The sequence below is a fragment of the Caballeronia sp. LZ019 genome (genome assembly GCF_031450825.1).
GTDB lineage: Bacteria > Pseudomonadota > Gammaproteobacteria > Burkholderiales > Burkholderiaceae > Caballeronia.
The window spans coordinates 361,271-384,974 of sequence record NZ_JARTVZ010000003.1 but is presented as its reverse complement, the minus strand read 5'-3'; the positions used below and the strand labels follow the sequence as shown (position 1 = coordinate 384,974).

General features: G+C 61.5%; 22 protein-coding genes. 3 read left to right on the top strand and 19 right to left on the bottom strand.

Going from position 1 to position 23,704, the window contains the following annotated elements; translation table 11 throughout:
• Positions 1 to 6 precede the first annotated feature (6 nt).
• The 7 genes from P9255_RS10295 to P9255_RS10265 are packed head-to-tail and all read right to left on the bottom strand — an operon-like array spanning position 7 to position 7,185.
• Positions 7 to 1,089 (bottom strand): alcohol dehydrogenase catalytic domain-containing protein, encoded by a 1,083-nt coding sequence (locus P9255_RS10295; RefSeq protein WP_309767965.1) that lies wholly within the window; start codon positions 1,087 to 1,089, stop codon positions 7 to 9.
• Between the two features lie 26 nt (positions 1,090 to 1,115).
• On the bottom strand, positions 1,116 to 2,150 hold the full coding sequence (locus tag P9255_RS10290; RefSeq protein WP_309789444.1) for an NAD(P)-dependent alcohol dehydrogenase: 1,035 nt from the start codon (positions 2,148 to 2,150) through the stop codon (positions 1,116 to 1,118).
• A gap of 34 nt (positions 2,151 to 2,184) precedes the next feature.
• A complete protein-coding gene (locus tag P9255_RS10285; protein WP_309767967.1) occupies positions 2,185 to 2,931 on the bottom strand; it encodes an SDR family oxidoreductase in 747 nt (248 codons plus the stop codon).
• A gap of 7 nt (positions 2,932 to 2,938) precedes the next feature.
• On the bottom strand, positions 2,939 to 3,919 hold the full coding sequence (locus P9255_RS10280) for a sugar-binding transcriptional regulator (protein WP_309767968.1): 981 nt from the start codon (positions 3,917 to 3,919) through the stop codon (positions 2,939 to 2,941).
• A 36-nt stretch (positions 3,920 to 3,955) separates the two neighbouring features.
• Entirely contained in the window at positions 3,956 to 4,837 is an 882-nt protein-coding gene (locus P9255_RS10275; protein WP_309767970.1) for a carbohydrate ABC transporter permease, read from the bottom strand.
• Positions 4,834 to 5,772, bottom strand: coding sequence for a sugar ABC transporter permease (locus P9255_RS10270; RefSeq protein WP_309767971.1), 939 nt, complete (start codon positions 5,770 to 5,772; stop codon positions 4,834 to 4,836). The genes P9255_RS10275 and P9255_RS10270 overlap by 4 nt, the downstream gene beginning before the upstream one ends.
• 42 nt (positions 5,773 to 5,814) lie before the next feature.
• Positions 5,815 to 7,185 (bottom strand): sugar ABC transporter substrate-binding protein, encoded by a 1,371-nt coding sequence (locus P9255_RS10265; protein ID WP_309767972.1) that lies wholly within the window; start codon positions 7,183 to 7,185, stop codon positions 5,815 to 5,817.
• 240 nt (positions 7,186 to 7,425) lie between these two features.
• Between P9255_RS10265 and P9255_RS10260 the strand changes: the two genes are divergently transcribed.
• Positions 7,426 to 8,547 (top strand): sn-glycerol-3-phosphate ABC transporter ATP-binding protein UgpC, encoded by a 1,122-nt coding sequence (locus P9255_RS10260; protein ID WP_309789443.1) that lies wholly within the window; start codon positions 7,426 to 7,428, stop codon positions 8,545 to 8,547.
• A 292-nt stretch (positions 8,548 to 8,839) separates the two neighbouring features.
• The gene (locus P9255_RS10255; protein WP_309767975.1) at positions 8,840 to 9,697 is read left to right on the top strand and encodes an EAL domain-containing protein; all 858 of its coding nucleotides are present in this window, start codon (positions 8,840 to 8,842) and stop codon (positions 9,695 to 9,697) included.
• 63 nt (positions 9,698 to 9,760) lie between these two features.
• Here P9255_RS10255 and P9255_RS10250 read toward each other — a convergent pair whose 3' ends face one another.
• The 11 genes from P9255_RS10250 to P9255_RS10200 all read right to left on the bottom strand — a co-directional run bounded on the left by P9255_RS10250 (position 9,761) and on the right by P9255_RS10200 (position 21,284).
• A complete protein-coding gene (locus tag P9255_RS10250) occupies positions 9,761 to 10,057 on the bottom strand; it encodes a DUF4148 domain-containing protein (protein ID WP_309767976.1) in 297 nt (98 codons plus the stop codon).
• Between the two features lie 93 nt (positions 10,058 to 10,150).
• Positions 10,151 to 11,221, bottom strand: a complete 1,071-nt coding sequence (gene tssG, locus P9255_RS10245) for a type VI secretion system baseplate subunit TssG (protein WP_309767977.1) — start codon at positions 11,219 to 11,221, stop codon at positions 10,151 to 10,153.
• A gap of 52 nt (positions 11,222 to 11,273) precedes the next feature.
• The gene (locus tag P9255_RS10240; RefSeq protein ID WP_309767978.1) at positions 11,274 to 11,525 is read right to left on the bottom strand and encodes a PAAR domain-containing protein; all 252 of its coding nucleotides are present in this window, start codon (positions 11,523 to 11,525) and stop codon (positions 11,274 to 11,276) included.
• Positions 11,526 to 11,535: 10 nt separating this feature from the next.
• Positions 11,536 to 12,441, bottom strand: coding sequence for a hypothetical protein (locus P9255_RS10235; protein WP_309789442.1), 906 nt, complete (start codon positions 12,439 to 12,441; stop codon positions 11,536 to 11,538).
• Positions 12,434 to 13,873, bottom strand: coding sequence for a hypothetical protein (locus P9255_RS10230; RefSeq protein WP_309789441.1), 1,440 nt, complete (start codon positions 13,871 to 13,873; stop codon positions 12,434 to 12,436). Before P9255_RS10230 ends, P9255_RS10235 begins: the two co-directional genes overlap by 8 nt.
• A gap of 69 nt (positions 13,874 to 13,942) precedes the next feature.
• Positions 13,943 to 14,611 carry a DUF2345 domain-containing protein gene (locus P9255_RS10225; protein WP_404980307.1) on the bottom strand — a complete coding sequence of 223 codons (669 nt, stop codon included), beginning with the start codon at positions 14,609 to 14,611 and terminating at the stop codon, positions 13,943 to 13,945.
• Positions 14,612 to 14,625: 14 nt separating this feature from the next.
• Entirely contained in the window at positions 14,626 to 16,542 is a 1,917-nt protein-coding gene (gene tssF / locus P9255_RS10220) for a type VI secretion system baseplate subunit TssF (RefSeq protein ID WP_309789440.1), read from the bottom strand.
• A gap of 399 nt (positions 16,543 to 16,941) precedes the next feature.
• Positions 16,942 to 17,340 carry a hypothetical protein gene (locus tag P9255_RS10215; protein ID WP_309767984.1) on the bottom strand — a complete coding sequence of 133 codons (399 nt, stop codon included), beginning with the start codon at positions 17,338 to 17,340 and terminating at the stop codon, positions 16,942 to 16,944.
• Entirely contained in the window at positions 17,319 to 18,224 is a 906-nt protein-coding gene (locus tag P9255_RS10210; protein ID WP_309767985.1) for an AAA family ATPase, read from the bottom strand. The genes P9255_RS10215 and P9255_RS10210 overlap by 22 nt, the downstream gene beginning before the upstream one ends.
• A 142-nt stretch (positions 18,225 to 18,366) precedes the next feature.
• Complete coding sequence (locus tag P9255_RS10205; protein ID WP_309767986.1) at positions 18,367 to 20,433, bottom strand: EAL domain-containing protein; 2,067 nt, start codon at positions 20,431 to 20,433, stop codon at positions 18,367 to 18,369.
• A 71-nt stretch (positions 20,434 to 20,504) separates the two neighbouring features.
• A complete protein-coding gene (locus P9255_RS10200) occupies positions 20,505 to 21,284 on the bottom strand; it encodes a DUF4410 domain-containing protein (protein WP_309767987.1) in 780 nt (259 codons plus the stop codon).
• A 196-nt stretch (positions 21,285 to 21,480) separates the two neighbouring features.
• On the opposite strand from P9255_RS10200, the gene P9255_RS10195 reads away from it, so the two are divergent.
• A complete protein-coding gene (locus tag P9255_RS10195; RefSeq protein WP_309767988.1) occupies positions 21,481 to 22,269 on the top strand; it encodes an SDR family oxidoreductase in 789 nt (262 codons plus the stop codon).
• Here the strand turns inward: P9255_RS10195 and P9255_RS10190 are convergent.
• The gene (locus P9255_RS10190) at positions 22,266 to 23,699 is read right to left on the bottom strand and encodes a UdgX family uracil-DNA binding protein (protein WP_309767989.1); all 1,434 of its coding nucleotides are present in this window, start codon (positions 23,697 to 23,699) and stop codon (positions 22,266 to 22,268) included. The genes P9255_RS10195 and P9255_RS10190 overlap by 4 nt on opposite strands.
• Positions 23,700 to 23,704 lie beyond the last annotated feature (5 nt).

Genomic DNA, 23,704 nt, shown 5'->3' with positions numbered 1-23,704 from the left:
CCTTTTTTATTTGGGCCGCAGCAGCACCTTGATCGAATCGAGCGAGTTCGCGACTTCGATCGCCTCGTCCCACTCTTCGAGCGTAAAGCCGTGCGTGACGATGCCCTTCGACGTCACGAGACCGCGTGCGAGCAGGTCGATGGCGATGGGATAGCAGTACGGTCCGAGATGCGCGCCGCGCACGTCGAGTTCCTTGCGATCGCCGATGATCGACCAGTCGACCGTCGTATCGCTGCCGAAGACGGAGAACTCCACGAAACGCCCGAGCTTGCGAATCAGTTCGAGCCCTTGCGTGACGCCCGCCGGCGAGCCGGTGGTTTCAATGTACACATCGCAGCCGTATTGATCGGTGATCGCGCGGATCGCTTCGAGCGCATTGTCGGTCTTCGGGTTGATCGTGATATCCGCGCCGTATTCGCGCGCGAGTTCGAGACGCTCGTCGACGAGATCGATCACGACCAGTTTCTTCGGTGTCTTGAGATGCGCGACCTGCACCATCATCAGGCCGAGCGGACCCGCGCCTGCGATCACGACGACATCGCTCAACTGAATGTCGCCGCGGTTCACCGTATGGATCGCGCAGGCAAGCGGTTCGATGATCGCTGCGTCTTCGAGCGAGATGCCGTCGGGAATCTTGTGAACGATTGCCGTGGGCGGAAAGCGCATGTATTCCGCCATGCCGCCGTCCGCCACTTCGCGCTGAAAGCCGAAGATGTTGTGCACTTCGCACATCCAGTACTGGCCCGACCTGCAATAGCGGCACTTCGCGCACGGCACGATCTGCTCCGCGATCACGCGATCGCCCTTCTGCACCCCGAAATGTTCCGCGGCGCCATCGCCGAGTTCTTCGACATAACCGAAGAACTCATGTCCGGGGATGACCGGCGCCTTGACCCACGGATTCGGCCCGCCCCAGAACATCTTCGCGCCCGACCAGCATTTGCAGTCGCTCGCGCAGATGCCGCATGCCGCGATGCGGATGACCAGCTCGTTCGGCCCCGCACGCGGACGCTGCACGCGCTCGACGCGATAATCCTTCGGCGCACGGCATACGATCGCCGTCATCTCCGCGTTGTCGGTGTTCTCCATGATCGCGTCTCCCGGTAGTTGTCGCGTCATTCCATGACGATCTGTACTTTCACATCCGTCGGCACGCCGCTCGCGGCTTCCTCGAAGGCCTTGATGCCCTCGGCGAAGGGGAACGTGCGCGAGATGAAAGGCTTGACATCGAGCTTGCCGGATGCGATCAACTGAATCGCACGCGGAAAGATATTCGCGTAGCGAAACACGGATTCGATGCGCGCTTCCTTGATCTGCACCGCGACGACATCGAGCGGAATTGCGTGTTGCGGCATGCCGACGAGGACGAGACATCCGCCGGGACACAGCAGATCGACGATGCCTTCGAACGCCTTCTCATTGCCGCTTGCTTCGAACACGATGTTCGCGCCCCAGCCGTCCGTCAGTTCGGCGATCACGTCCTGCACGCGCTGCTCGCGAATATTGACTGCGGTGACGCCCTGCACCGCGCCGATCAGATCGAGCTTTTCCTGTACCAGATCGCAGACGATCGCGCGGCTGCATCCCCCCGCGAGCGCGGCGAGCGCGCACATCATCCCGATGGTGCCCGCGCCGAGCACCACGGCAACATCACCCGGCTGGATCGCCGCTTTCTTCGCGGCCTGCAACCCGATGGACAGCGGCTCGACGATCGCGCCTTCCGCAAAGCTCACGTTGTCGGGCAGCTTGTAGGTGAACGCCGCCGGATGCACGACGAACGGCGCGAGGCAGCCATGCACTGGCGGCGTCGCCCAGAAGCGCACTTTGGGATCGAGGTTATACATGCCTTCGCGCGATGCACGCGACTGCATGTCCGGCACGCCCGGCTCCATGCACACGCGGTCGCCCGCCTTCAGATGCGTGACTTCATCGCCCACTTCCACGATCGTGCCGGATGCTTCGTGCCCGAGCACCATCGGCTCGTTCACGACGAACGGCCCGATGCGTCCGTGCTGATAATAGTGAACATCGCTGCCGCAAATGCCTACCGTGTGGATGCGTATCCGCACGTCATGCGGACCCACGACCTGCGGCAAGCTGAACGGACGCAGGCTGATGCGCCGTGCTTCTTCAAGAACCAGTGCTTCCATCGTCGTTCCTTCGCGTTTGTATGAGGATTCCGTATCATCCCGCCTGAAAGCCGCCGTCGACTGCGAGGCTCACGCCGCTTACCATGCTCGAATCGTCGCTCAGCAAGTAAGCGATGGTGCGCGCCACTTCCACCGGCTGCACGAAGCGATTCATCGGAACGCGCGCGAGCATCGGGCCTGATTTCGCGGGGTCGCTCCATGCCTTTTCCGCCATCGGCGTCATGGTGACCACAGGGTTGACTGCGTTCACGCGTATGCCGTGCGGGCCGAGTTCCACGGCCATCACGCGCGTCATCGCGTCGAGCGCGCCCTTCGATGCGCAATACGACGCATGCAGCGGCAAGCCGACCGCCGCCGATATGCTCGACACGTTGACGATCGCTCCGCCGTTGCCGCGCTCGATCATGCTTCTCGCGCATGCCTGAGCGACGATCATCGCCGCGCGCACGTTGACGTTCATCGTGAGATCGAAGGCATCGGCGGTGGTATCGAGAAACGGCTGCAGTTCCACGAGACCGGCGCAGTTGACGAGCAGGTCGACCGGCTGCGCGGATCGCGCGGCTTCGCTCGCGGCGCGGGCATCGGCGAGATCGACTGCGATGGTGTCGCAGCCGGTTTCCCTCGCCAGCACCGCGAGGTCTTCCGCGCTGCGGCTCAGTGCAATGACGCGCGCGCCCCGTTCGCTCAGCAGATGCACCGTCGCATGACCGATGCCTTTGCCCGCACCCGTGACGAGCACGGTCTTTCCTTCGAATTCGCGATTTCTGTCGATGGTCGTCATGGCTCGTTCAAGGCTCGTCACATAAGCGCCGCGCGGTCTCTTCATCGGTGACGAGCACCGACGGATAGCGGCCGCGCAACGCCGCGCGTGTCACATGGAATTTCTTCGGTCCGCCGCTGACCAGTATCACGCGACGAATCTTGCGCAAGTCTTCGAGCGTAATGGCCACGGTGCGGCGATTCAGCGGATGATCGATCAGCTCGCCGTCTTCATCCATGAAATGGCCGAGCATGTCGCCGACCGCGCCCGCCTTCTCCAGCGTGCGCAATTGCTCGGGATTGTCGATGCCGTACGTGACGACGAGCGATTCCGTCAGATCGCCGCACGTCAGCAAGGCAAGGTCCGCGTTGCGCGCAAGATCGTAGGTTTCGCGCACGGTGCCTTCCTGCAGGATGACGTCGCGCGCCTTCTGACTGCTCACGTAGATCGGCGCCGCGAAGATATAGCCGTCGGCGCGGCAGATGTCCGCGAAATCCGATACGAGATCGAATGTGTTGATGCTCGGGCAATGCGACAGTCCCCCTTGCAGCGATACCGCCGACACCGCGCCGTACGAACGCTGCGGCATCGCACGAAGGACGGCGCGTATCGTGCGCCCCCAGCCTAGCCCGATGGTCTGCCCCGCGACGATCTGCTTGGCGAAGTAACTCGCCGCGCCGATCCCCAGCGCCGCATTGTTCGCCTCGGTGTTCGCACCGCTCGGCACCACGACCGCGCTTTCGAGCCCGAAGCGCCTGACTAGCGCCTCCTCGAGCGCCACGCACGGCGCGATCTTGCTGTTGATGGTGATCTGCACGAGGCCCGATTCGCGGCTCGCGGCGAGCAGCCGGTTCACCCGCACGCGATTGCTGCCGATGCGCTGCGCGATCTCCTGCTGCGTCAGATTGCCGACGTAGTAATGCCACGCGACGCGCGCCTGCAGTTCCTCCTCCGAGTCGATCGAACCGTCCGTTACGGCAATCGCGATGGGCGGGGCTGTCTTGCTCATGTTCTCTATGTAGTCGCAATGAAGGGCCGCGCGAGTTTACTTCACTGCACCCATCGTGAGCCCCTGCACGAGCCGGCCCGATACGAGCAGCGCGAATACCACCATCGGCAAGACGATCAGCGTGCCTGTCGCCATGATCTCGCCCCAGGGCAACTCATAGCCGCTCATGTAACTCGTCGCGGCAACAGGCGATGTGATGGCTTCGGTGCGCGTCAGCACGAGCGCATAGAGCAGGTCGTTCCACGAGAAGATGAACGCGAAGATCGCGGATACGACGATGCCCGGCATCGCGAGCGGCAAGTTGATGCGCCAGAACACGCGCCACGGCGATGCGCCGTCGAGCCGCGCGGCTTCATCGAGCTCGACGGGGATGTTGCGGAACTGGTCGGTGCATATCCATACGACGATCGGCAGCGAGAAAGTCAGATAGAGCAGGATCAGCACGATATGGGTATCAACGATATCGAGCTTCGTCGCGATCAGGAAGAACGGCACCGCGAGCACCACGGGACTCACCATGCGGTTCGAGATGAACCAGAACCACAGGTCTTCCTTGCCGCGGAATTCATAACGTGCGAGCGCGTAAGCGGCGGGTGCGCCGAGCAGGATGGCGAGCACGGTCGTCGAGCTCGCGATGATGAACGAGTTGAGCAGACTGCCCGCCACGTCATGCTCGAAGAGCGCGGCCGAATAGTGATGGAACGTCGGACTGAAGAGCCATTTCGGCGGATACGCCAATGCGTCGGACTGGCTCTTGAGGCTCGTCGTCACCATCCAGTAGAACGGAAACACGGACGACAGAAACACCACCAGAAGGCCCAGAAAGTGCCATACGGTTGCGCGTCTGCGTGCTGCGCGCGCACGCTTGCCGCGCTGCGCCACGCCGCCGTTTGGGGTTTGCGAATTTGTCGTGCTCACGCGGCCTCCCGATAAACGAAGCGAATATAAAGTCGCGACAGCACGATGGTCAGGATCAGCAGGATGATGGCTTGCGCCGACGCCATGCCCTGATCGAAGAGCCGGAAGCCCACGCGCTGAATATAGACACTGATGAACTCCGTCGCCGCGCCGGGGCCGCCGCGCGTCATCGTGAAGACGGCGTCGAACATCTTGAGCATGTCGGCGGAGCGGAGAATGAGGATCGCGGTCAGGCCCGGCAACAGGTAAGGCCGCTGCAAGTGCCAGAGAATCATGCTCCACTTCGGCGTTTCCAGGCGCGCCGCTTCTTCCGCTTCCTTCGGGACCATTGAAAGACCCGCGAGCATGATGAGCGCGCAGAACGGCGTCCACTGCCAGATATCCATGATCATCACGGAGACGAACGCGAGCGTGGGATCGGCGAGCCAGTCTTGCGGCGGAATGCCCAGCAACCCCGTCAAATAGTTCGCCACACCGAATTGCCGGTTGAAGATCAGCCGGCCGATGAGACCGACGACCGCATAAGTCGTCGCCATCGGAATGACGAGACTCACGCGCGCGGCGGCACGCATGAAGCGCAAATCCATGCGATGCAACATGAGCGCAGCGAAGAGACCGAGCGCGACTTCGATCGGCAGCGTGAGGCAAAGAAAGAGCGCGGTGCGGCCGAGCGCGCCCCAGAACGAGGGATCGGACAGCGTCGCGATGTAGTTATCGACGCCGACGAACGGCGTGCCCGATGCGAGATCGGCCAGCTTGTACTGATGAAACGAGTTGTAGAGCGCAAGCAGCAGCGGATAGATGCCGATGACCGCGAGCGCGAAGATTGCGGGAAACAGGAACCAGAAGGCGGGCGAGCGCGGCAATACGCCGAAGCGGCGCGCATGCCTGCGCGGCCCCCTCGCCTGCGTCGCAGATGCAGTGCCGTTCGCCATTGAATCGCCTCCGGTTCCTTAGGGATGCTGCGTGATCAGGGATTACTTCAACAAAGGCTTCTTGCCGTCGTAATAGCCCGCTTTCTTCAGGATGTCCTCGGTTTTCTGGCCGATGGTCTGGGCGCCTTCCTTCACCGTGACCTGACCGAGCATCATCTTGCTGCCCCATTCGCCGATGACTTCCGACACCGCGGGCCATTCCGGGAAGCGCGGCCGATAATCCGGCACGCCGCCCTGCCACGATTCGACCATCGGCTTCACGAACGGATACTTGTCCTGCACGGCCTTGTCCTGGTACACCGCCGTGCGCGCCGGCACGCCGCCCGCTTCGAGATAGGGCTTCGCCATCGCCTCGGACGTGATCCACTGAATGAACAGCCACGATGCCGCCTGCTTCTTCGCGTTCGACTTGGCGTTGACCGCGAGCGAGAAGCCGCCGAGTGCTGGCTTAAGGCCCGCCGGACCCTTCGGCTCGGTCGTGATCGCGAGACAGTTGCCGATCTTCGACTTGCTCGGATCGGTAAGCGTGGGGTAGAACGCGGACCATTCGGTGATCATCGCGACCTGGCCTTGCGCAAGCGCGTTCACCGCTTCGGCGTGATCGAAATCGACGATGCCCGGCGGCATGTACTTCATCAGCTTTTGCCGATACTCGAGCCCCGCCTGCGATTGCGGGGACATCAGGTTCGACTTGAACTTCGCATCGAGCAGCGAGCCGCCGTTGGGCCACAGCACGCGCATGAAGCTGTCTGCCGATTGCGTTTCGCCGCGCCGCGACTGGAGCGCGAATGCGAACTTGTCGCCCTTCGTGAGCTTCGGCGCATAGGTGTTGAGGAGTTCGTCCCAGGTCTTCGGCGGCTCATCGAAGCCGGCGTCCTTCAACATGCACTTGTTGTAGAACATGAGGCCCGAATAGTTATCGAACGGCAGGCCGTAGGTGACCTTGTCCCATGTGCCGAACGAATCGAGCAGGATCGGGAAGAAGCCCTGCAGGTTGAGGTTCGGGTCCGCGAGCTTGGGGTCATCGGTGAACTTCTTGATCGGCACGAGCCACTTGTTGCTTGCGAATTCACCGATCCACACCACATCGACGAGCACGACATCCTGCTCCCCGCCGCCGACGAAGTTGAGCACTTCCTTTTCGCGCGTGTTCTCGTAGGGAATGACTTCCCAGCGCACCTTGATCCCCGTCTCTTTCTCGAACTGAGGAATCAGGGTTTGTGCGGCCTTGTAGCCGGGGCGATCGAGAAATATAGCCTTGATGGTGGTGCCGGAGTACGGCTGCGCCGCTTCCTTCAGCGTCCACGCTTGCGCACTGGATGCAGCAAACGCCGCGCTTGCTGCCAGCAGCGTGACCGCCGCAATGTGCTTCAACGGACGGGAATGTATGCCCTGCATGATGCGCTTTTTCATGCCTTGTCTCCTTTCTGTTTTCTCGAGCGGATACGTTCGTGTCGTGCGTCCTTCCCTGCGTGGCGGATTGAAAAGACACGGTTGAGCGCCGCGTCGTTTCACTTGTAATTTCGGTTTTACAATTGTATATTTGGGCCCGAACAGGTTGTCAAGAACAATGTGAGTCAAGGCATTCGATGCTGCACTGCGATGCTTGCTGCGCAGTCCGGCGATTGAAACGCGGCTTAGATGGAGACACGCATGAGTGCAGTCCATTTGCAGCAGATTCGCAAGACCTTCGCGAGTACCGAAGTGCTGAAGGGCGTCGATATCGAAGTGGCCGACCGCGAGTTCATGGTCTTTGTCGGACCGTCAGGCTGCGGCAAGTCCACTCTGCTTCGCAGCATTGCCGGACTCGAGCAGTGCGACTCGGGACAAGTGCTGATCGGCGGTGAAGACGTGACGGACCTCGAGCCTTCACAGCGCGGCGTCGCAATGGTGTTCCAGTCGTATGCGCTGTATCCGCACATGTCGGTGTACGAGAACATCGCGTTCGGGTTGCGCATGCTGAAGCTGCCCGAAGCGCAGATCAGGGAACGGGTCAATCGCGCTGCGGAGATCCTGCAGATCGGGCAACTGCTCGAACGGCGTCCACGCGCGCTGTCGGGCGGGCAGCGGCAGCGCGTCGCCATTGGCCGATCGATCGTTCGGGAGCCGAAAGTCTTTCTCTTCGATGAACCCTTGTCGAACCTCGATGCAGCGTTGCGCGTGCAGATGCGCCTCGAACTCATCAAGCTGCACAAGCAACTCAACGCGACGATGATCTACGTCACGCACGATCAGACCGAAGCGATGACGATGGCCGACCGCATCGTCGTGTTGAATCATGGACGTGTGGAGCAGATCGGCTCGCCGCTGGAGTTGTATCGTACGCCTCACAATCGCTTCGTTGCGGGCTTCATCGGCTCGCCGAAGATGAACTTCATCGATGTCCGCGTGCTGCGTGCCGATGCCGCGGGCGTCACCATCGAATTGCCGGGAGGCGAACCGCTGACGCTTCCTTTCGCAGGGGCATCTGTCAACGTTGGAGAGACGCTTACGCTCGGCATCCGTCCGGAGCATTTCACCGAGTCGGGCAGCGGCGACATCGACAGCGGCCTCACTGGCGAAGTCATGGTGATCGAGCATCTTGGCGGCGAAACGCTTTTGCACATCCGCTTGCCGAACGATCTCGTCATCAACGTGAAGGGCTCGGGCGAGTCGACCGCGGTGGATGGTCAACGCCTCAACGTCGGCTTCAGCATTCGTCACGTGCATCTCTTTCGCGAAGACGGCAGCGCGCTCGAACGCATGCGGCCGGTCGCCGAGGCGGCTATCGTCTGACTGAAGGCTCTGACGTTTCGTTAGTCCGTATTACAAAACTTCGAAGAAACTTCAACGTTTGCTGCAAAGCGCTTCGGCACGATCGTTCGCTCTTGCTGTCAGTGTTACCGGCGACGGCGTGCAATGTTCCTACCTTTACTTCGCCGCGATACTTGGTACGACTGGGGATACGCCCCGTCATGATGCATGCATCGGGGTTTTCCCTCGCTGCCATCCCAATTCGCCCGACCATTGTGGCCACGGGCACGAGTCATGCATTTAAACGCCCGGTTCAATCAAGGGGCGGCACAGCATGAACGCAGCAACACGTCGGTCGTACATTTCGAACGCCGCGCCAGAAGCCGGTCATGCGCTCAAGCGGCGTGTGCTTCAGGGGTTGAGAGCCGGTGAGTTTTGCGTGGCTTACCAGGGCATCTACCGGGTCGATACCAGCGAGCTCTCACAGATGGAAGCGCTCATCCGGTGGCGTCATCCGGAGTTCGGCGTGTTGTTGCCAGGGAGTTTTCATGAGGCGCTCGAAGATGACGAGGTCGTCGTCGAGTTGACGGACTTCGTGATGAACACCGTATCGCGCGACATCGCGGCGCTGCAGGCGCGCGGCGTGTGCTATCCCGTCGCGATCAACGTCCCGCCCTCGGTCGCGTCGTCGGACGGGTTCGGCGAAAGGCTCGAAACCGTATGCGATGCGCACGGCATCACGCCTGACCTGATCGAACTCGAACTCTCCGAGAGCCAGGATCTTGCGCGCTTTCCTTCCATGCCGAGGGTCGTGCAACGGCTGCGCAATCGCGGCGTCGGCGTGGCGATGGACGACTTCGGCACAGGCTTCGCCTGTCTTTCGGCGCTCGGGCCTATCGACTTCAGTACGGTGAAGATCGCGAAGGAACTGCTGGCGGAAGCGCCGCGTTGCCCGAACGCGCGGATGGTGTTTTCGTCGGTGCTTGCGCTGCTGACGCGGCTCAACGTGAAAATCGTCGTCGAGGGCGTGGAAACGCCCGCGCAGGCGCAGTGGCTCGCACAGTGGCCGCAAGCGCTTGCGCAGGGCTTCTATCTCGCGAGGCCTGTGTTCGGAATGGGTAACGTGCCGGGCGTACGAGCGTCGATGCGGGGTAGCGTCGTGACGGACCTGCATCTCGCGACTGCAGCTTGATGGCGCTTGTATGCCTGATCGGGCGATGCGCGGATCAAAGGCGCATCGCGTTTCATGCTCCGATTAAGGCGCCGAAGCCGGCGCAGCCTGACCGGCCTTCTGCGCGTTGATGCGCTGCTGCGCGTTCTGCAGATTGCGCGGATAGTCCGTCTGCTCGCCCGACGGGTTGTAGCCGTTCTGCTCCAGTTCTTTAAGCTCGGCGTTCTTCTTCGCCCGTGCGGCTTTACGCTCGGCCTTCTTGGCTTCCTTCGGTGTGGAGGCGGCGGAGTCCTGAGCCTGCGCGGGCGTCACGGGCACAGTGACGAGCGCGGCGACGGACAAGGCGATGACTGCCAGAGGGGCGGTGCGGAGTGTGAGCATGGGCGGCTCCGGTGAGGTGGGTTTCCGAATCCAAGAGCAAGAAGCGATCCGGTTTGCGTTTTTCGCGTCCAGTGCGGCTCGCAGTTCTTCCACTTACTTTCCATTGACGCCGACTCGAGGCCGTCGTGTTGACTCATCGACTCGTCGCCCGCCTTTCGCACGCAACTGCCGCCGGTATTGCTCCGGTTCAAAGCGCATGCCGGTGATCGGCGCGTTGCTCCGTGATTCACCGAGCCAGCTCGACCACCCGAGTTGTTGAGAGCCGCCCAGTACCGCCGCCGGCGCGCTATGCGGTTCGATCTGCAACTCCAGCATCCACTCGAACTCGAGGCCGACGTAGACCCGCACCCACTCGATGAGCCGCAACAGATCATCGCCGCGCGGAGTGAAGCGGTGATACGTCTCTATCTCGAGTGGTCCGATGGTCATGCAGAAGCGGTGCCGCCGGTCGGGCGCGCGCTCGCCCAGCAACGCGCCACCGCCCAGACACGCTGCCGCGTTCGAATGCCCCAAACGACAATGAAGCTCTGGCGGCAGCACAATCCAGTGCGCCGCGTACTCTTCGATGCTCACCGGCACGCCGAAGTGATGCGCCACCGCGTTGCAAAGCGCGGATGGATCGCGCGACTCGCCGACCAGGTGCGGCGCGGCAGACAGACGCGCGTGTTCCGGCAGCAACGGTGCGCGGCCGCGTCGTTGCGCATGTCCGGAGAAGCTGGCCGTATAGGCAGAGAAGCGGTCGTGCTCGGGCCGGTCCAGACTCGCCGCCGATTGCGCCGACGCCCAGGCGCGATACAGCAGCGTCAGCGATCGATGGTGAAAGATGTCGAGGAAGTTGCAAAGCGTCGGGTCGTGTCGTTGCTCTTCGCGCTCGCGGGCGATTTCGGTGACGTGAATCGGCAACGGCCCGTTCGGTCCCAGCATGCCGAGGCCGAAAAGCCGGATATGCAGCTTGCCATTTCTCAGCTTTGCGTCCGCGACTTCGCGCGGAGCAAACACGAGACTGGGTTTCTGACCGATACGATACGGCTCGGCGCCCGGGCGCTGTGCGGCGCCGACCGGGTCGCGCGCGCAGTTGGCGTTGATCTGGCGCAGAAGTGGCAGGAAGCCGAAGCGCCAGGGCGCGGACTGCAAACGCTCCATCAGTTGTACCGGAAAATCCATCTTGTGCCTGTGTCCGTCTGTCGTTAAGCCGCACATCAAACGGTCCTCCAATTCACTTGATGCTCGATATCAAGCGACAACCACAGGTGCCCCGATGCCCCTCTCGAGCAACCGGGATGCCGTTGTCGGTGATGCCGGAATCGCCTTCCACGATTAAATTGGGCTGCACCTCCGGATGCTGCGGGCACTTCACTTCGTCACCCTTGCGGGCGACCGGTATGCCGTCGTAACGCATGCTGTCCGATGCGGTTATGACTTCGCCATCGTGGTCGGTGGTGTCGCCGAGGCGGATCAGATTAATCATTCGAAGCTCCTCATTTGGTTACAGGTGGCTTGCCCGACGGTCCCCAGATGCTTTGTCCGGCATGGAGCAGCTTCATTAGCATTCCGGGAGGACAGTCTGCCTTGCACATAGCCTTCCCTTTTCGAACTCGTCCGTCTGCTCTAATCGCGTAGTCGGAATAAATCAGCGGCTTCACAGGAAGTCTTGCGTCGATCGCCACTTCTTTGGGCATTTCCACGTTCTTCGCGATTGTGTTTTCGTAAGAAACGTTCACCCACGGGAGCGTGGTCGTATCTATCGTCGAGGGCAGGCCCTTGTACCGCGGAGTGGATGCATCACTCCAGAACCAGAACAGCTTATATGAACGAGGTTTCCTGTCCGTTGCCAGGTAACAAGTACCCGAAGATTCAAACACCCTATAGCCCGTAGCAGTTCCAGTCTTTGGATCCAACTCAAATCCATCAGCATTTATGGCGAGATAGTTGACGACCTGCCTACTGCTGTCATAAGGAAAAAAAGGTACGGCGCCTTCCGGATCGGGTGGCTCAACCTTATACTGAATCATGAATGACACTCGATATGGGGGAAGCCCTTCTCTGGGGGACATCTCCTCAAGCGAGATCATGTCCTTTTTTCTAAAAATGAACTGGTCTCTCCGGCTATCAGTGGGCCGTATAGTTCTTAGAATGTCGTCATCTGACGAGCCTCGATAGGTAAAACATGGCACCGATAGCAGGGCGGAGCCGGCCCGCCATTCACCGATGGTGCTCCTCAAAAAAACGTTACATTTGGGCTTAAGAACTTCGTCGTAGTGGATGGTTAGGTCATTTATCCGGATCGCCGCGCTTGCGGCGATCGCATTGCTGGAAATGAGCAGCGACAGAGCCGCAACCGCACTGGTGACTCGCTCGAACGTTCGAGGCTCGAATTCATTCATCGGCATTATCCTTCGCTGTCACATGCATATGGCTATCGTGGGGTCTAACCCAATTGACCCACGGGGTGTAAACTGCGCCCGCCTGGATATGCGAATCCGAGGTGAGTTCTCTGTAAAATGCGGCCATCTTGCTGCCTCCCGCGCCCTTTGGAAATGGTTTGCCGCGGTCATTCTTGCCGTTGTTATGTAGGGCGAAGTGAATGTCCTCATCGTCGTCGTCAAAGCGCGCCACGTCCAGAGCCGTTCCCATCTTATGGAGCCGCGAACCGAGCATCGGTCTCCACGAACTGCTCAGTGCCACCGTATTAATGTGCAAGCGCCACATAGCTTTCAATATTGCGGCGAATGTCCCTGGCGACGTACGTCGAATAGCATCCCGGACGTTGGTGTCGTTACTAGAGTTAATCGCATTAGCAAACGACCTCTCGGCAAACGTCAGCTTGATTTGTAACAACGGTATGTGGACTTCAAAGGCGTCCAATGACCGCGATCCAGCGCCGGCCTCGTAGATCGGCGAAAGTACCGCGGTCCAATCTACATTGCTCAGCGTTTCGACTCCGTCCTTGGTCGAGAGTTGAGGCGGAGCACCGGTGCCACCGCGCGGAGTGGTTGGCGTCCCGCTGGCATATGGACCGGTCACTGGTCCACTATGAGTCTGCGGATTTTCGGATTGGTCAGGTAGTCGAGGAATCTGCGCTGGCCGGGTGCTTGACACATTAGCTAGCGACGACTCGGGCGGAATATGCGCCGGGTGTCCTTTCAAGAGCGGCCGAGAAATGGACTCGATCGGGCACAGCGTTCCTACTTCGTTATGAAACTCGTGGCTAATTTTTCGCCACATGTCTCCGGTGAGGAACCCGAAGTATTCGTCTGTGTGGGATGGTGCCTTCTTTAAGCTGTTCGTGTCCGGCGCTGCGCCCAATGTGTTGACGTCACAGAAATCCAGGACCAAGTCCGTTCTGATCTCGAAGATATTAATCGTCGTACTCGCCGAATCGGGCAGATCAAATGGGAACAAGGGATATTGGCGCCGAGACCTGTATGAATCGTTGGCAATGAAGAGAGCGATCTTCTTGACATCATCGCGAATTGTGATCGGAGTCAGCGCGTGTAAGTTTCTCGTTCCATCCCTCCAAACGGAAACTTTGGTGTACGCTTGGAAATTCGCTCTCGCAAGCTCCGCCTTAGTGTCGGCGTCAATTAGCACGTACGGCGAGCCTGTCAAGTATGAGGCGGAATCCGTACAAGCGAGCTTGCTTGTGTCTCCGTCATACTTCGCGTTGTAAAGCGGATTTGCTCCGCGCTCATCCAGCGGCGCGCAATAGACATTGAACTTGACCACGCGACGCTTATGATGAGCGGGCTCAGTAGGAAGTTGCGTGCCACTTCTCATCGTGGCTATCGGTTCCGTTGCTTTTGTTTGTGTGGCCATGTCTTGTCGGTTTTATTAGTTGAGCGCAGGCCAATATGGCCTTTCGCGTGCCAGCGTGAGCACTCTTACTCAGGTGCAACTGCAGCGTGCGTCGTCGCACTCATCATCTCGATGTGGCCCGGCGTGTGGATACAAATGAATTGACTGTTCGCTTGCCGTCCAGACCCGCTCCGTCAGACCATTCTCATCCGTCCTCCCGTACCATGTCACACCGCTTTCCGCTTCCATTCGGTATGAGTAGTTCTTGAGAATTGAGCCATCCCGGTCGCGCACGGTGAATTGCGCGCTGTACGCTTTCTCTCCAGGCAGATCCGGAGGCGGGACGCGCATGGAATCCGCCCCCGCCTTATCCCACACCGCCCCCTTCTCCAGAATCGCCCCCGGCGATCCATTCACAATTCCACTGCCGTTGATCTGCACATACGATCCCCCCGCCCCGATCCACACCTCCTTCGCCGCCGTGATCACCACGCGTCCATCGGAGCTGCTGACCGTCACATCGTTGAGCGCAGCCAGCGACATCGCGCCGCTTTGCGCCTGTGCCATCCACGGTCCCTTCGCCGCAATGAACCGCATCCCCTGCTGGTACGCGAACAGCGACACGGTGCCGCGCACCGACAGCCGCCCGAGTTTCTCCACGCCGCACAGGCGCGCGGCTTCGAAGATCGGTTCTCCGCAATAGTTCGGGAACGCATCGCTGTGGACCGCCAGCGGGCGGGCCTGAGTCAGCCAGTCCATTTTGTTAACCTTTTCTAGAAGATGCCGCGCGTGCCCGCGCGCGTCGGCCAAGTGAAAACTACTCCGCGCTGCACGGTACGCATAACGGTGCGCGTGAAGGCATGCGCTGAGACGTGACGCGCGACGTAGCGCTCCAGCGCCAAGGCGAAAGTGAACGGTAACCAGTCGCCTTCGTCCTCTTCGTCGAAGGTAAGCGTCACCTCGATGCCACGCGACAGTTCGAGTTCACCGCCGCAGCGATGCATGTCGTACACGGGCCTGACACTCGCGCCGACGAGGCTTTCAAGGCAGCGGGCCATTGTCGGATCGCCCGCACCGAGAAAAGGACGCAGCATCGAGCGCAGTCCTTCGCCTGGATCTTTCTCGTCGAACTCGTCATCGAAGGCTTGCAACTCGATATGGAGCTGGCGCAGCAGATCCCAAGCCGCGTCGCTACCGGCATCGAACGCGAGCGGCGCCCGGGGAGCAGTCGGGGCACGCACGAAACCGACCGTCGCGACCGACTTCGCATCCTTCGCGATCAGGTCGTTCACTCCGTTGCGCGGCACGATACACGGCAGGTCCCCGTTCGTCAGCCACGCTTCGAGGGTGACGTACTGGATACCGATGTCGTCCGGCTGGAGGTCCGGACCGAGCAGCTTCAGTCGCGTGCGTGTGCGGACGAACTGCTGACGCGTGTCGTAGCGGCGTTCGTGGTCCACGACTGCTTCGAGCTCCCGCCGTAACGTGAAAAAGCGCGGGTGACGAGCACTGTCGTCGGCAAACGGCACGTCGAGAGGCCGAAATGCTACGGGCCCGGAGTCCTTGTCCACCTGGCCCAATACCAGATCGACTGAATGGACTTCGAAATCATCGGGTGCCCCGGCAACGGGTGTAATGATCGGCTCTGCCGCTTGCGTAGCAAGATCGAGACGCGCCGTTCGCGTCGGGAACAAATTCGCGACCGGAGAGCAAAAGAGCGCAAATTGCGAAGCGTCGATGTGCTCTTCGAACACGTTCACTTCCCGCGAGAGCAGGAGCACGATTTCCACCTCCGGACCATCGATCTTCCGCAACCCCGGACCTAAGCCATTCAGGGCAAAGAACCAGAATCTTGCGGGTAGTGCGAAGAATTCGTGCACCAGCATCTGCCCGTGAAATTTTGGCGAAATTGGGCGCAGCAAGCTCTCGTCGGGATTCAGCCCTTCGTAACTCACAGTCATGTGCGGCAGACCGGGAAGCTTCGCACCGTACAGGTCGCCGCTCTCGAACCGGTCCGGCGCGCCCATCACCATTCCTATCACAGAGGTATGGATCAACTCGAAGAGGCGCGAGGCCAAGCGTTCCTCGCCACACAAGTAGACCGGCAACCTGTCCAGCGCTGCCAGGCTCGACAGGCGCGCACCATTGATCGTGGCAAGACGAATACGGAGTGCTCCGCGCACGACCGCGACGTCCTGGCTTCCCTCCACAAAACGATGTAATGAAGGAATATCGGCAGGAATGCCCGTCGAGCGTACGCGATCTATCCGGAGCGGCCATACTCTGACGGGTTGAGCGGTGCGGAATTCAGCAGTCGCGCCTTTGTCTGTAGCGTGTGTCGTGAGGCGTGTGCCGCGTGGCAACAGAAGACCCTGAGGACTATGAGCAGCTTGCGCATCAGGATAGAAACGCGCCACGGCCAGCGAAGGCAGCGGCGCCACAAAGTTAGGATTGACGGCCTCGAGTTCGCGCAGCGGTAGATCAAGGGTCCAGTCATCGATACGCATCTGGGAGCGCGCAGACGCGAACGCAAAAGCCTGAAGCAAACGCTGCGCATAAGAATCCTGGGCGTCGCCCGCCCGCGCGCCGAGCCTCGCAGCGATCTTTGGATGGTCTACCGCAAAATCCCGGAACGACTCGCTAACGTAGTTTTCTTCCCGTTCATAGTACTCCTGAAATCTTGGTTTCACGTCCGCTCCGACTGGTGAATCGCTGTCTAGTGACCAATGAAGAGGCCTGCACGACCCGGACGTTGGTGCGTGCGTGACCAGGCGACGAAAAACATCGTCGACTAACGCCATTACGTCATGCTTACTATCTATTCAGTGACTATGTCTCGATTGAACGACGGCGCATGTGTGATGCGCGGTAACGCTCGTTCACCAGCCCGAAAAATAGTGACAGCATTGTGAGGTACTGCCTAGCGCAATGCAATTCGGAAGAATCCGATTCTCGATATGAATAGTTGCCTGTAAGCCGCTGTGTCTTTCCGAAAGCCGCGAAGCAGCACGTTCTTCGCCGATTGCAAACCGGTCACCAAGAGCCGCAACGAACGAACCATGACGCTTTCATCCATTGCGGCACGGCTCTTAGTCTTTCCTCGCCATGAACGCCGCCCCTCGCGACATCCTTGCCTTCAACCCATCCGCTATGAAATTCGCCAGCTTCGTCACGTCTTTCCACTTCGACGCCCGTCGCGACGCATCGAGGTCTTCACGACGAATGATCGCTCTGAGCACCTCGACACTCTGCTCGCGGAGCCATGTACGAAACGCATCCTCGCCCCGCGACGCGAGTTCTTGATGCACGTCGGGTACGTCCGCGTCCTTCCGCTTTCCCCCCGCTCTCGCGCGCCCCTCTGGCCGGTCGTAAACCGGCTGCACCAGCGCATCCAGTTTCGCCGCGAATTCGGAATTGCGCGACGCTTCGTCGTCGATGAGCTGGACGAGCCCATGCAGCAATTCGATCAAAGATTGCTTGCTTCGCATAGCGTCTGAATTTCCTGTGTCACGCCCAGCAATGCCTCGTAAGCGGGCACGCCGTACTTGCCTTTGAACGTGCGCAAGTCAGCTTGCGCATCGGCGCCGCGTGCGACAGCGACGGATTGCGGAATGTGATGCTTGAAGAAGCGCGGTTGCGGCACGTCCGATTCCGCGAACTTGCCGAGACGTCCGTGCGAGAGATCGCTCATCACCCTTACGTGCAGGTTGTTGCCCTGCACCTTCGTCGCGACAATGCCGAGGGGCTCGATGGACTGCTTCACTTCCTGCGCGAAGCGGCGCACATTCTCGACGATCTGGTAAATGCCCCACGTCGACACGATGTCGGGGATCGTCGGGATGACGTAGCTGTTCGATATGTTCAGCCCGTTCTTTGTCACTGTTCCGAGGCTCGGCGGGCAATCGATAATCACATAGTCGTAGTCGTCGATGACCGGCTGCAACGCAATTCTCAGGATGTCGCGCGGATTCACCGTAAAGTTGCCCGTCATCGCGATCGTCGGAATCCTGTCCTGCAGTTCGACCAACTGGATGCTCGAAGGCAGAAGATCGAGTGTCCGGATGCCGCCGTCGATGGTCGAGACGCCGCGGACAATCGAACGGGCGATATCGAAGCGCGGCGGCAAATGATGATTGATCTTGTCGCTGAAAAGCTGGGCGATAGTTCGCCCATCGCGGTCCAGTTCATCCCACGCTTCCTCGGTGATGAGGTTCACCGTCGCGTTGGTCTGCGGATCGAGATCGATGAGCAACACGCGCTTGCCCATGTCCTGCGCAAGGATTTCAGCGACGGCGACCGCCGTCGTCGTCTTGCCGACGCCGCCTTTGAGATTGATAAAGCTCAACACGTGCGACGTTTGCTTCTTGGTCATACTGCCCCCCTCGTTTGTTGCCTCGTTGTCATCACGCGGGGATGAACGAAGTCGATCCGCGCGAGGGGAGATTTAACACAGAGTCGTAGGATGCCTAATCGAAATGCACGCGCACGAAAGCGCGCGCCGCTAATGCGTGGACTCAGACACCCACCGCCCCCTCCTCCAGCAACGCCTCGAACGCCTGCGCCGAAAGCGGCTTCGCCAGCAAGAAGCCCTGCATCTCGTCGCACCGGAGATCCCGCAATCGATCCCGCTGCGTCCCCGTCTCGACGCCTTCCGCGACCACATCCATATCCAGCGAATGCGCAAGCGCGATGATCGCCGATACGATCGCGCGCCCTTCCTGCCCGTTCTCGTCGAGCCCGTTCGTAAAGAACCGGTCGATCTTCAACTGCTTTGCGCGAAACCGCTGCAGATACGCGAGACTCGAATACCCCGTGCCGAAATCGTCGATGGCGATCTCGAAGCCGCTGTCCTGAAACGCGCGAATCATGTCGATGGTGCGCGGCGCGTCCTGCATCGCCACCGACTCCGTGATCTCGAACATCAACTGCTCGCTCGCCACGCCTTCCTCGCGCAAAATCGCAAGAATGCGCTCGACGAGATCGGTCTCGTTCATCTGCCGCGGCGACAGGTTGATCGCCACTTTCACCGGCGGACATCCCGCTTCGCGCCATCGCACGATCTGCCGGCATGTCTCGCGCACGACCCAATAGCCGATCTCCACGATCTGCCCCGAACGCTCCGCAATAGGAATGAACTCGAGCGGCGTCAGCAACCCGCTCTGCGGATGATCGAGCCGGATCAGCGCCTCCGCGCCCGCAAGCTCGCCGTCGCCGCGAAACTTCGGCTGAAACAGCAAAAAGAAATAGCCCGCGTCCAGCGCTTCGTGCAACGCCTGCTGAATCTGCAGCGTGCGAACCGCCGCCTCGTTCATGCTCGCCTCGAAGAAGCGATACGTGCTGCGTCCGCCGCGCTTCGCTTCGTACATCGCGACATCCGCATGTTTGAGCAGCGCCTCGACGCTCTCCCCATCGTCGGGAAAGAGCGCAATGCCGATGCTCGGCATCACCTGCAACGGATGCTCGCCGATCACGAGCCCCTTCCTCATCGTATCGAGGATGCGTTCGGCAAGCCGCTCCGCATCCTCATGCGCTTTCATGTTCTCCAGCAACACCACGAACTCGTCACCGCCGAGCCGCGCCACCGTATCGCCGCCGCGCACGCATCGCAGCAGCCGTCGCGCGAACGCCTTGAGCACTTCGTCGCCCGTCGAGTGGCCGAGCGAATCGTTGATGGTCTTGAAGCCGTCGAGGTCCATGAAGAGAATCGCGAAGCGCGTGCCGCCATGCGTCGCATTGCGCACGGCAAGCTCGATGCGCTCGGTCATCGTGCGGCGGTTCGGCAAGTCCGTGAGCGTGTCGAAGGTCGCCATGTGCACCATCTGTCCGTGCAGGCGCGTCACGGAGCCGGCGAGCATCGCGTTATGCGCGTCGAAGCGCGACAGCACGAGCGTGATGACGAGAATCGTCAGCGTGAAGAGCGTGACCGTCGTGCCGAGCCAGTACACGTCAACATCGTTGGCCGCGCCGCAGATCGCGCCGAGCGGAAATTTCGCGGCGGCATTGCCGGTGTAATGCATGCCGGTGATCGCGACACCCATCACGAGTGCCGATGCCATACGCTTGGCCGTCAGGTGCGCCTGGCTCGCATCGGCCAACGCACGCGCGATCCACAACGCCGCGCCCGATGCCACGACCGCGATCGCAATCGATGCAGCGAAGAGCGCCGGATCGTAGACGATGGCCGGTTGCATCCGCATCGCGGCATCGCCCATGTAGTGCATCGTCGCGATGCCCGCGCCCATCAGCACGCTGCTCACCGCGAGCCGCGCGAAGGTGAGCCGCGCGCCATTGATGACCGACAGCGCGAAGAACGAAACCAGTATCGCGACGCCGAGCGACGCCGCCGTGATGCGCAGGTCGTAGCCGAGCGGAATCGGCAACGAGAAAGCCAGCACGCCGATGAAGTGCATCGACCAGATGCCGGTGCCCATCGATGCCGCGCCGCCCGCGAGCCACAGATAGCGCACGCGCGAGCGCGACAGCATCGCGATGCGGCCGGAGATGTCGAGCGCCGTGAGCGAGGCGAGCGCCGCCACGACGAGCGACGCCGCGACGAGCCAGAAGTTGTAAGTGCCGTGCATGGGTGCCGGTTGAAGATGCTTGTTTGCTTCTGCGTCTTATCGGCGCGTGCCGGGCAATCTTGAATCCGCGCTCAGCTCTTCGCGGGCATCCAGCCCTGCGCCGCGCCGCTTTTACCGATCTGCGCCGCGATCGCATCGCCGAGGCGTTTCTCGTCGGACGAGACGCCCGCCCGCTTCGTTTCGGATACCGCATGCAGACCGCCCGATACCGCGAGGGAACTCACCGCATGACCCGCCGCTGCGCCGACGCCCGCCATTTCCGCGACGCCCGGCGCGTGACCGCTGTCCGCGCTCGCGTCGAACTGTTCGACGAGTTGCGGCACGCCGTGCGCCGGCTTGTAGACGAGTTGCACCGTCGCGCCGACCTTGCTTTCGCCCGCGCCAAGACCGATCAGCATGCGGCGCCGACGGTTGCCGGCGTCGATCCTGTCGATGCTGCCCGCGACGACGAGCACGCTCCGGTCGTCCGGCGGCGGGACATCGGCACGGATCGCGGGCAAGCCCATCGACTGAAGTTTCGCGACGATTTCGTTGGCGACTTCCTCACGCGCTTCGACCGCTTCCTGCGATTGCTGCTGCGCGCGCGATTCGCCGGACATCGAGGCTTTCAGCTTGGCTGCGAGACCGTGGTCGTCGAGCCTGACGTCGCTTGCATCGCTGTCGAACGCGTAGACGTAGATCGCATCGGGACGCGTCGCGGGCGCTGAGGCGACCGTCGTCGCATCCGCATACGGGCCGGCTTGCGCACAGCCCGCGAACAATGCGGTGCCGGTCATCACGCCGGCGATCACGACGCGGCGCGCATGTTTGAGGATGGAATCGAGTGAGGAGACAAGGATCGGCTTGGACATGGTGACATTGGCTCAGTGGTTGGCTGCAGGCGCAACTATGGACGACGCCCGACGCTCACGCCATCGAACATTTATGTCGCGGAGTTTCATCGCGCGATGGGCCTTCTGCCCGCGATTCAGCGCGTTTGCGCCGACGTCGCTACCATTCACCGGTTGCACGAATCGCCAGTCAACCAGATCAACCAGGGAGTCAGGAATGGACCTACAGATCGCCAGCAAGCTCGCGTTCGTTTCCGGATCGACGAAAGGAATCGGTCATGCAATCGCGGTGAGTCTCGCGCGTGAAGGCGCGCGCGTGATCGTCAACGGACGCTCGCAATCATCCGTCGATGCCGCGCTCGACAAGCTGCGTAAGGCCGTGCCGAATGCGCAGGCCGAAGGTTTCGCCGGCGATGTCTCCGATGCCGCGCAAGTCGACGCGCTCGTGCAGCGCTTTCCGGACGTCGATATTCTCGTGAACAATATGGGCATCTTCGAACCGAGGCCGTTCGAAGACATTACCGACGACGACTGGCTGCGCTTCTTCAACGCCAACGTGATGTCGGGCGTGCGGCTGTCGCGTGCATATCTGCCGAAGATGAAGGCGAGGAACTGGGGCCGCGTCGTCTTCATCAGCAGCGAGAGCGGCATCCAGATTCCCGTGGAGATGATTCACTACGGGCTGACGAAGACCGCGCAGCTCGCGCTGTCTCGCGGTCTCGCCGAAACGTGCGCCGGCACCGGCGTGACGGTGAACGCGGTCTTGCCCGGCCCGACGAGTTCGGAGGGCGTGACCGAGTTCGTCGACAAGCTCTCGGGCGGCAAGAGCTTCGAGGAAGCCGAGAAGTCGTTCTTCGCGGAGGCGCGGCCGAGTTCGCTGCTCAAGCGCTTCATCGAGCCGGAGGAGATCGCCAGCATGGTCGTGTACGTGTGCTCGGCGCTGTCGTCGGCGACGAACGGCGCGGCGTTACGCGCCGATGGCGGCGTGGTGCGCGCGGCGTTCTAGCGCGTGCCCGGATCGTTGCTCAGCGCGTGCGCTTTTGCGAGCGCATCGGTGATATCGGCGACGGTCTTCTCGCGCGCCGTATCGTCCTGTTGCCTGAGCGCGTATGACGGGTGATACGTCGCGACGATCAGCTTGTCGCCGAACGGCACCACGCGTCCGACATGCTCGCGCAACGTCGCGCGCTTGCCGAGGAGCGCGGTAAGCGCCGTCGCGCCGAGCGTGACGATGACGCGCGCAGCGGTGTCGTCCAGCTCGCGTTCGAGCCAGTACGAGCACGCTTCGACTTCCTGCTGCCCGGGTGTCTTGTGCAGACGCCGCTTACCGCGCGGTTCCCACTTGAAGTGCTTCACCGCGTTGGTGAGATACACCTGTTCGCGCGGCACGCCGGCGCGGCGCATCGCGTCATCGAGCAGCTGTCCCGCCGGTCCGACGAACGGCTCGCCCTTCAGGTCTTCCTGATCGCCGGGCTGCTCGCCAAGCAGCATGATGCGCGCATCCGACGGCCCCGCGCCGTGCACCGCCTGCGTCGCGTTGCGCCAGAGATCGCAGCGGCGGCAGCTATCGAGCGATGTGGGCGCGTCGCGTTCCGGCTGCGCATCTTCGGCCTCGACGTGCACCGTCTTGCCGCCGAGCGCGCCGACCGTTCTCGCCTGCGCGACGCGCCGCGCCCCGCCGCGCGCATCGCTCAGCATTTGCGGGATCAGCGCGCCTTCGGGCAAGCCCTTCCAGAACCGCACCGGCATCTGCTGTTCGAGCGCGGATTCGTTGAGCCGCGCCGGGTTGAAGATGCTGCGGTAGTAAGTCATCCAGAGGTCTTCGGCGGCGTCGGGCGTGTCCGTCGCATGGTCCGCCGCCAGCGCGCGGCGACGCTCGATCTGCAAGCGCTCGCCGTTCCACATCGCCGCGCCATCGGGCGTCGTGATGAGCCACGTCGAGCGGCCCATGCGCGCTGCGAAGTGCTCCGCGCCCCACGCGAGCACATCGTGATCAGGCTCGTACCACGCGACGTATTCCGGCGCGCCGAGCGATGCATCGCGCTGGCGGAAACGCACGTAGGCGATCATGTCGTGCTGTGCGCGCCGCACGGCCTTCGCCATTTTGTAGAGGCGCGCGCCGTCCTCATCGGCGGGAGAGGCGACCGAGCGGTCGCCGTGCGTCCATCGCCATAACACGCGATACAGAAAGCCCCAGCGATGCACGTCGCGGAAATGGGCGGCGTCTTTCAGCAGCGCGGCAAGCTCGCGCGAAACGCGCACCTGTTCCGGATTGCCGGATGGCGCGGCGCCGGGGTCGGTCGCGTCGAATAGCGGCGGCGCCTCTGTTTCGCGCGTGCGCCAGTCGATCGCTTCGGGCGCAAGCCCGAGCGACAGCGCGTTCAGTGCCGCGCTGCGCCAGGCGTCGAAGTCGTCGTCGATGGTGATGGCCTGCATCGTGG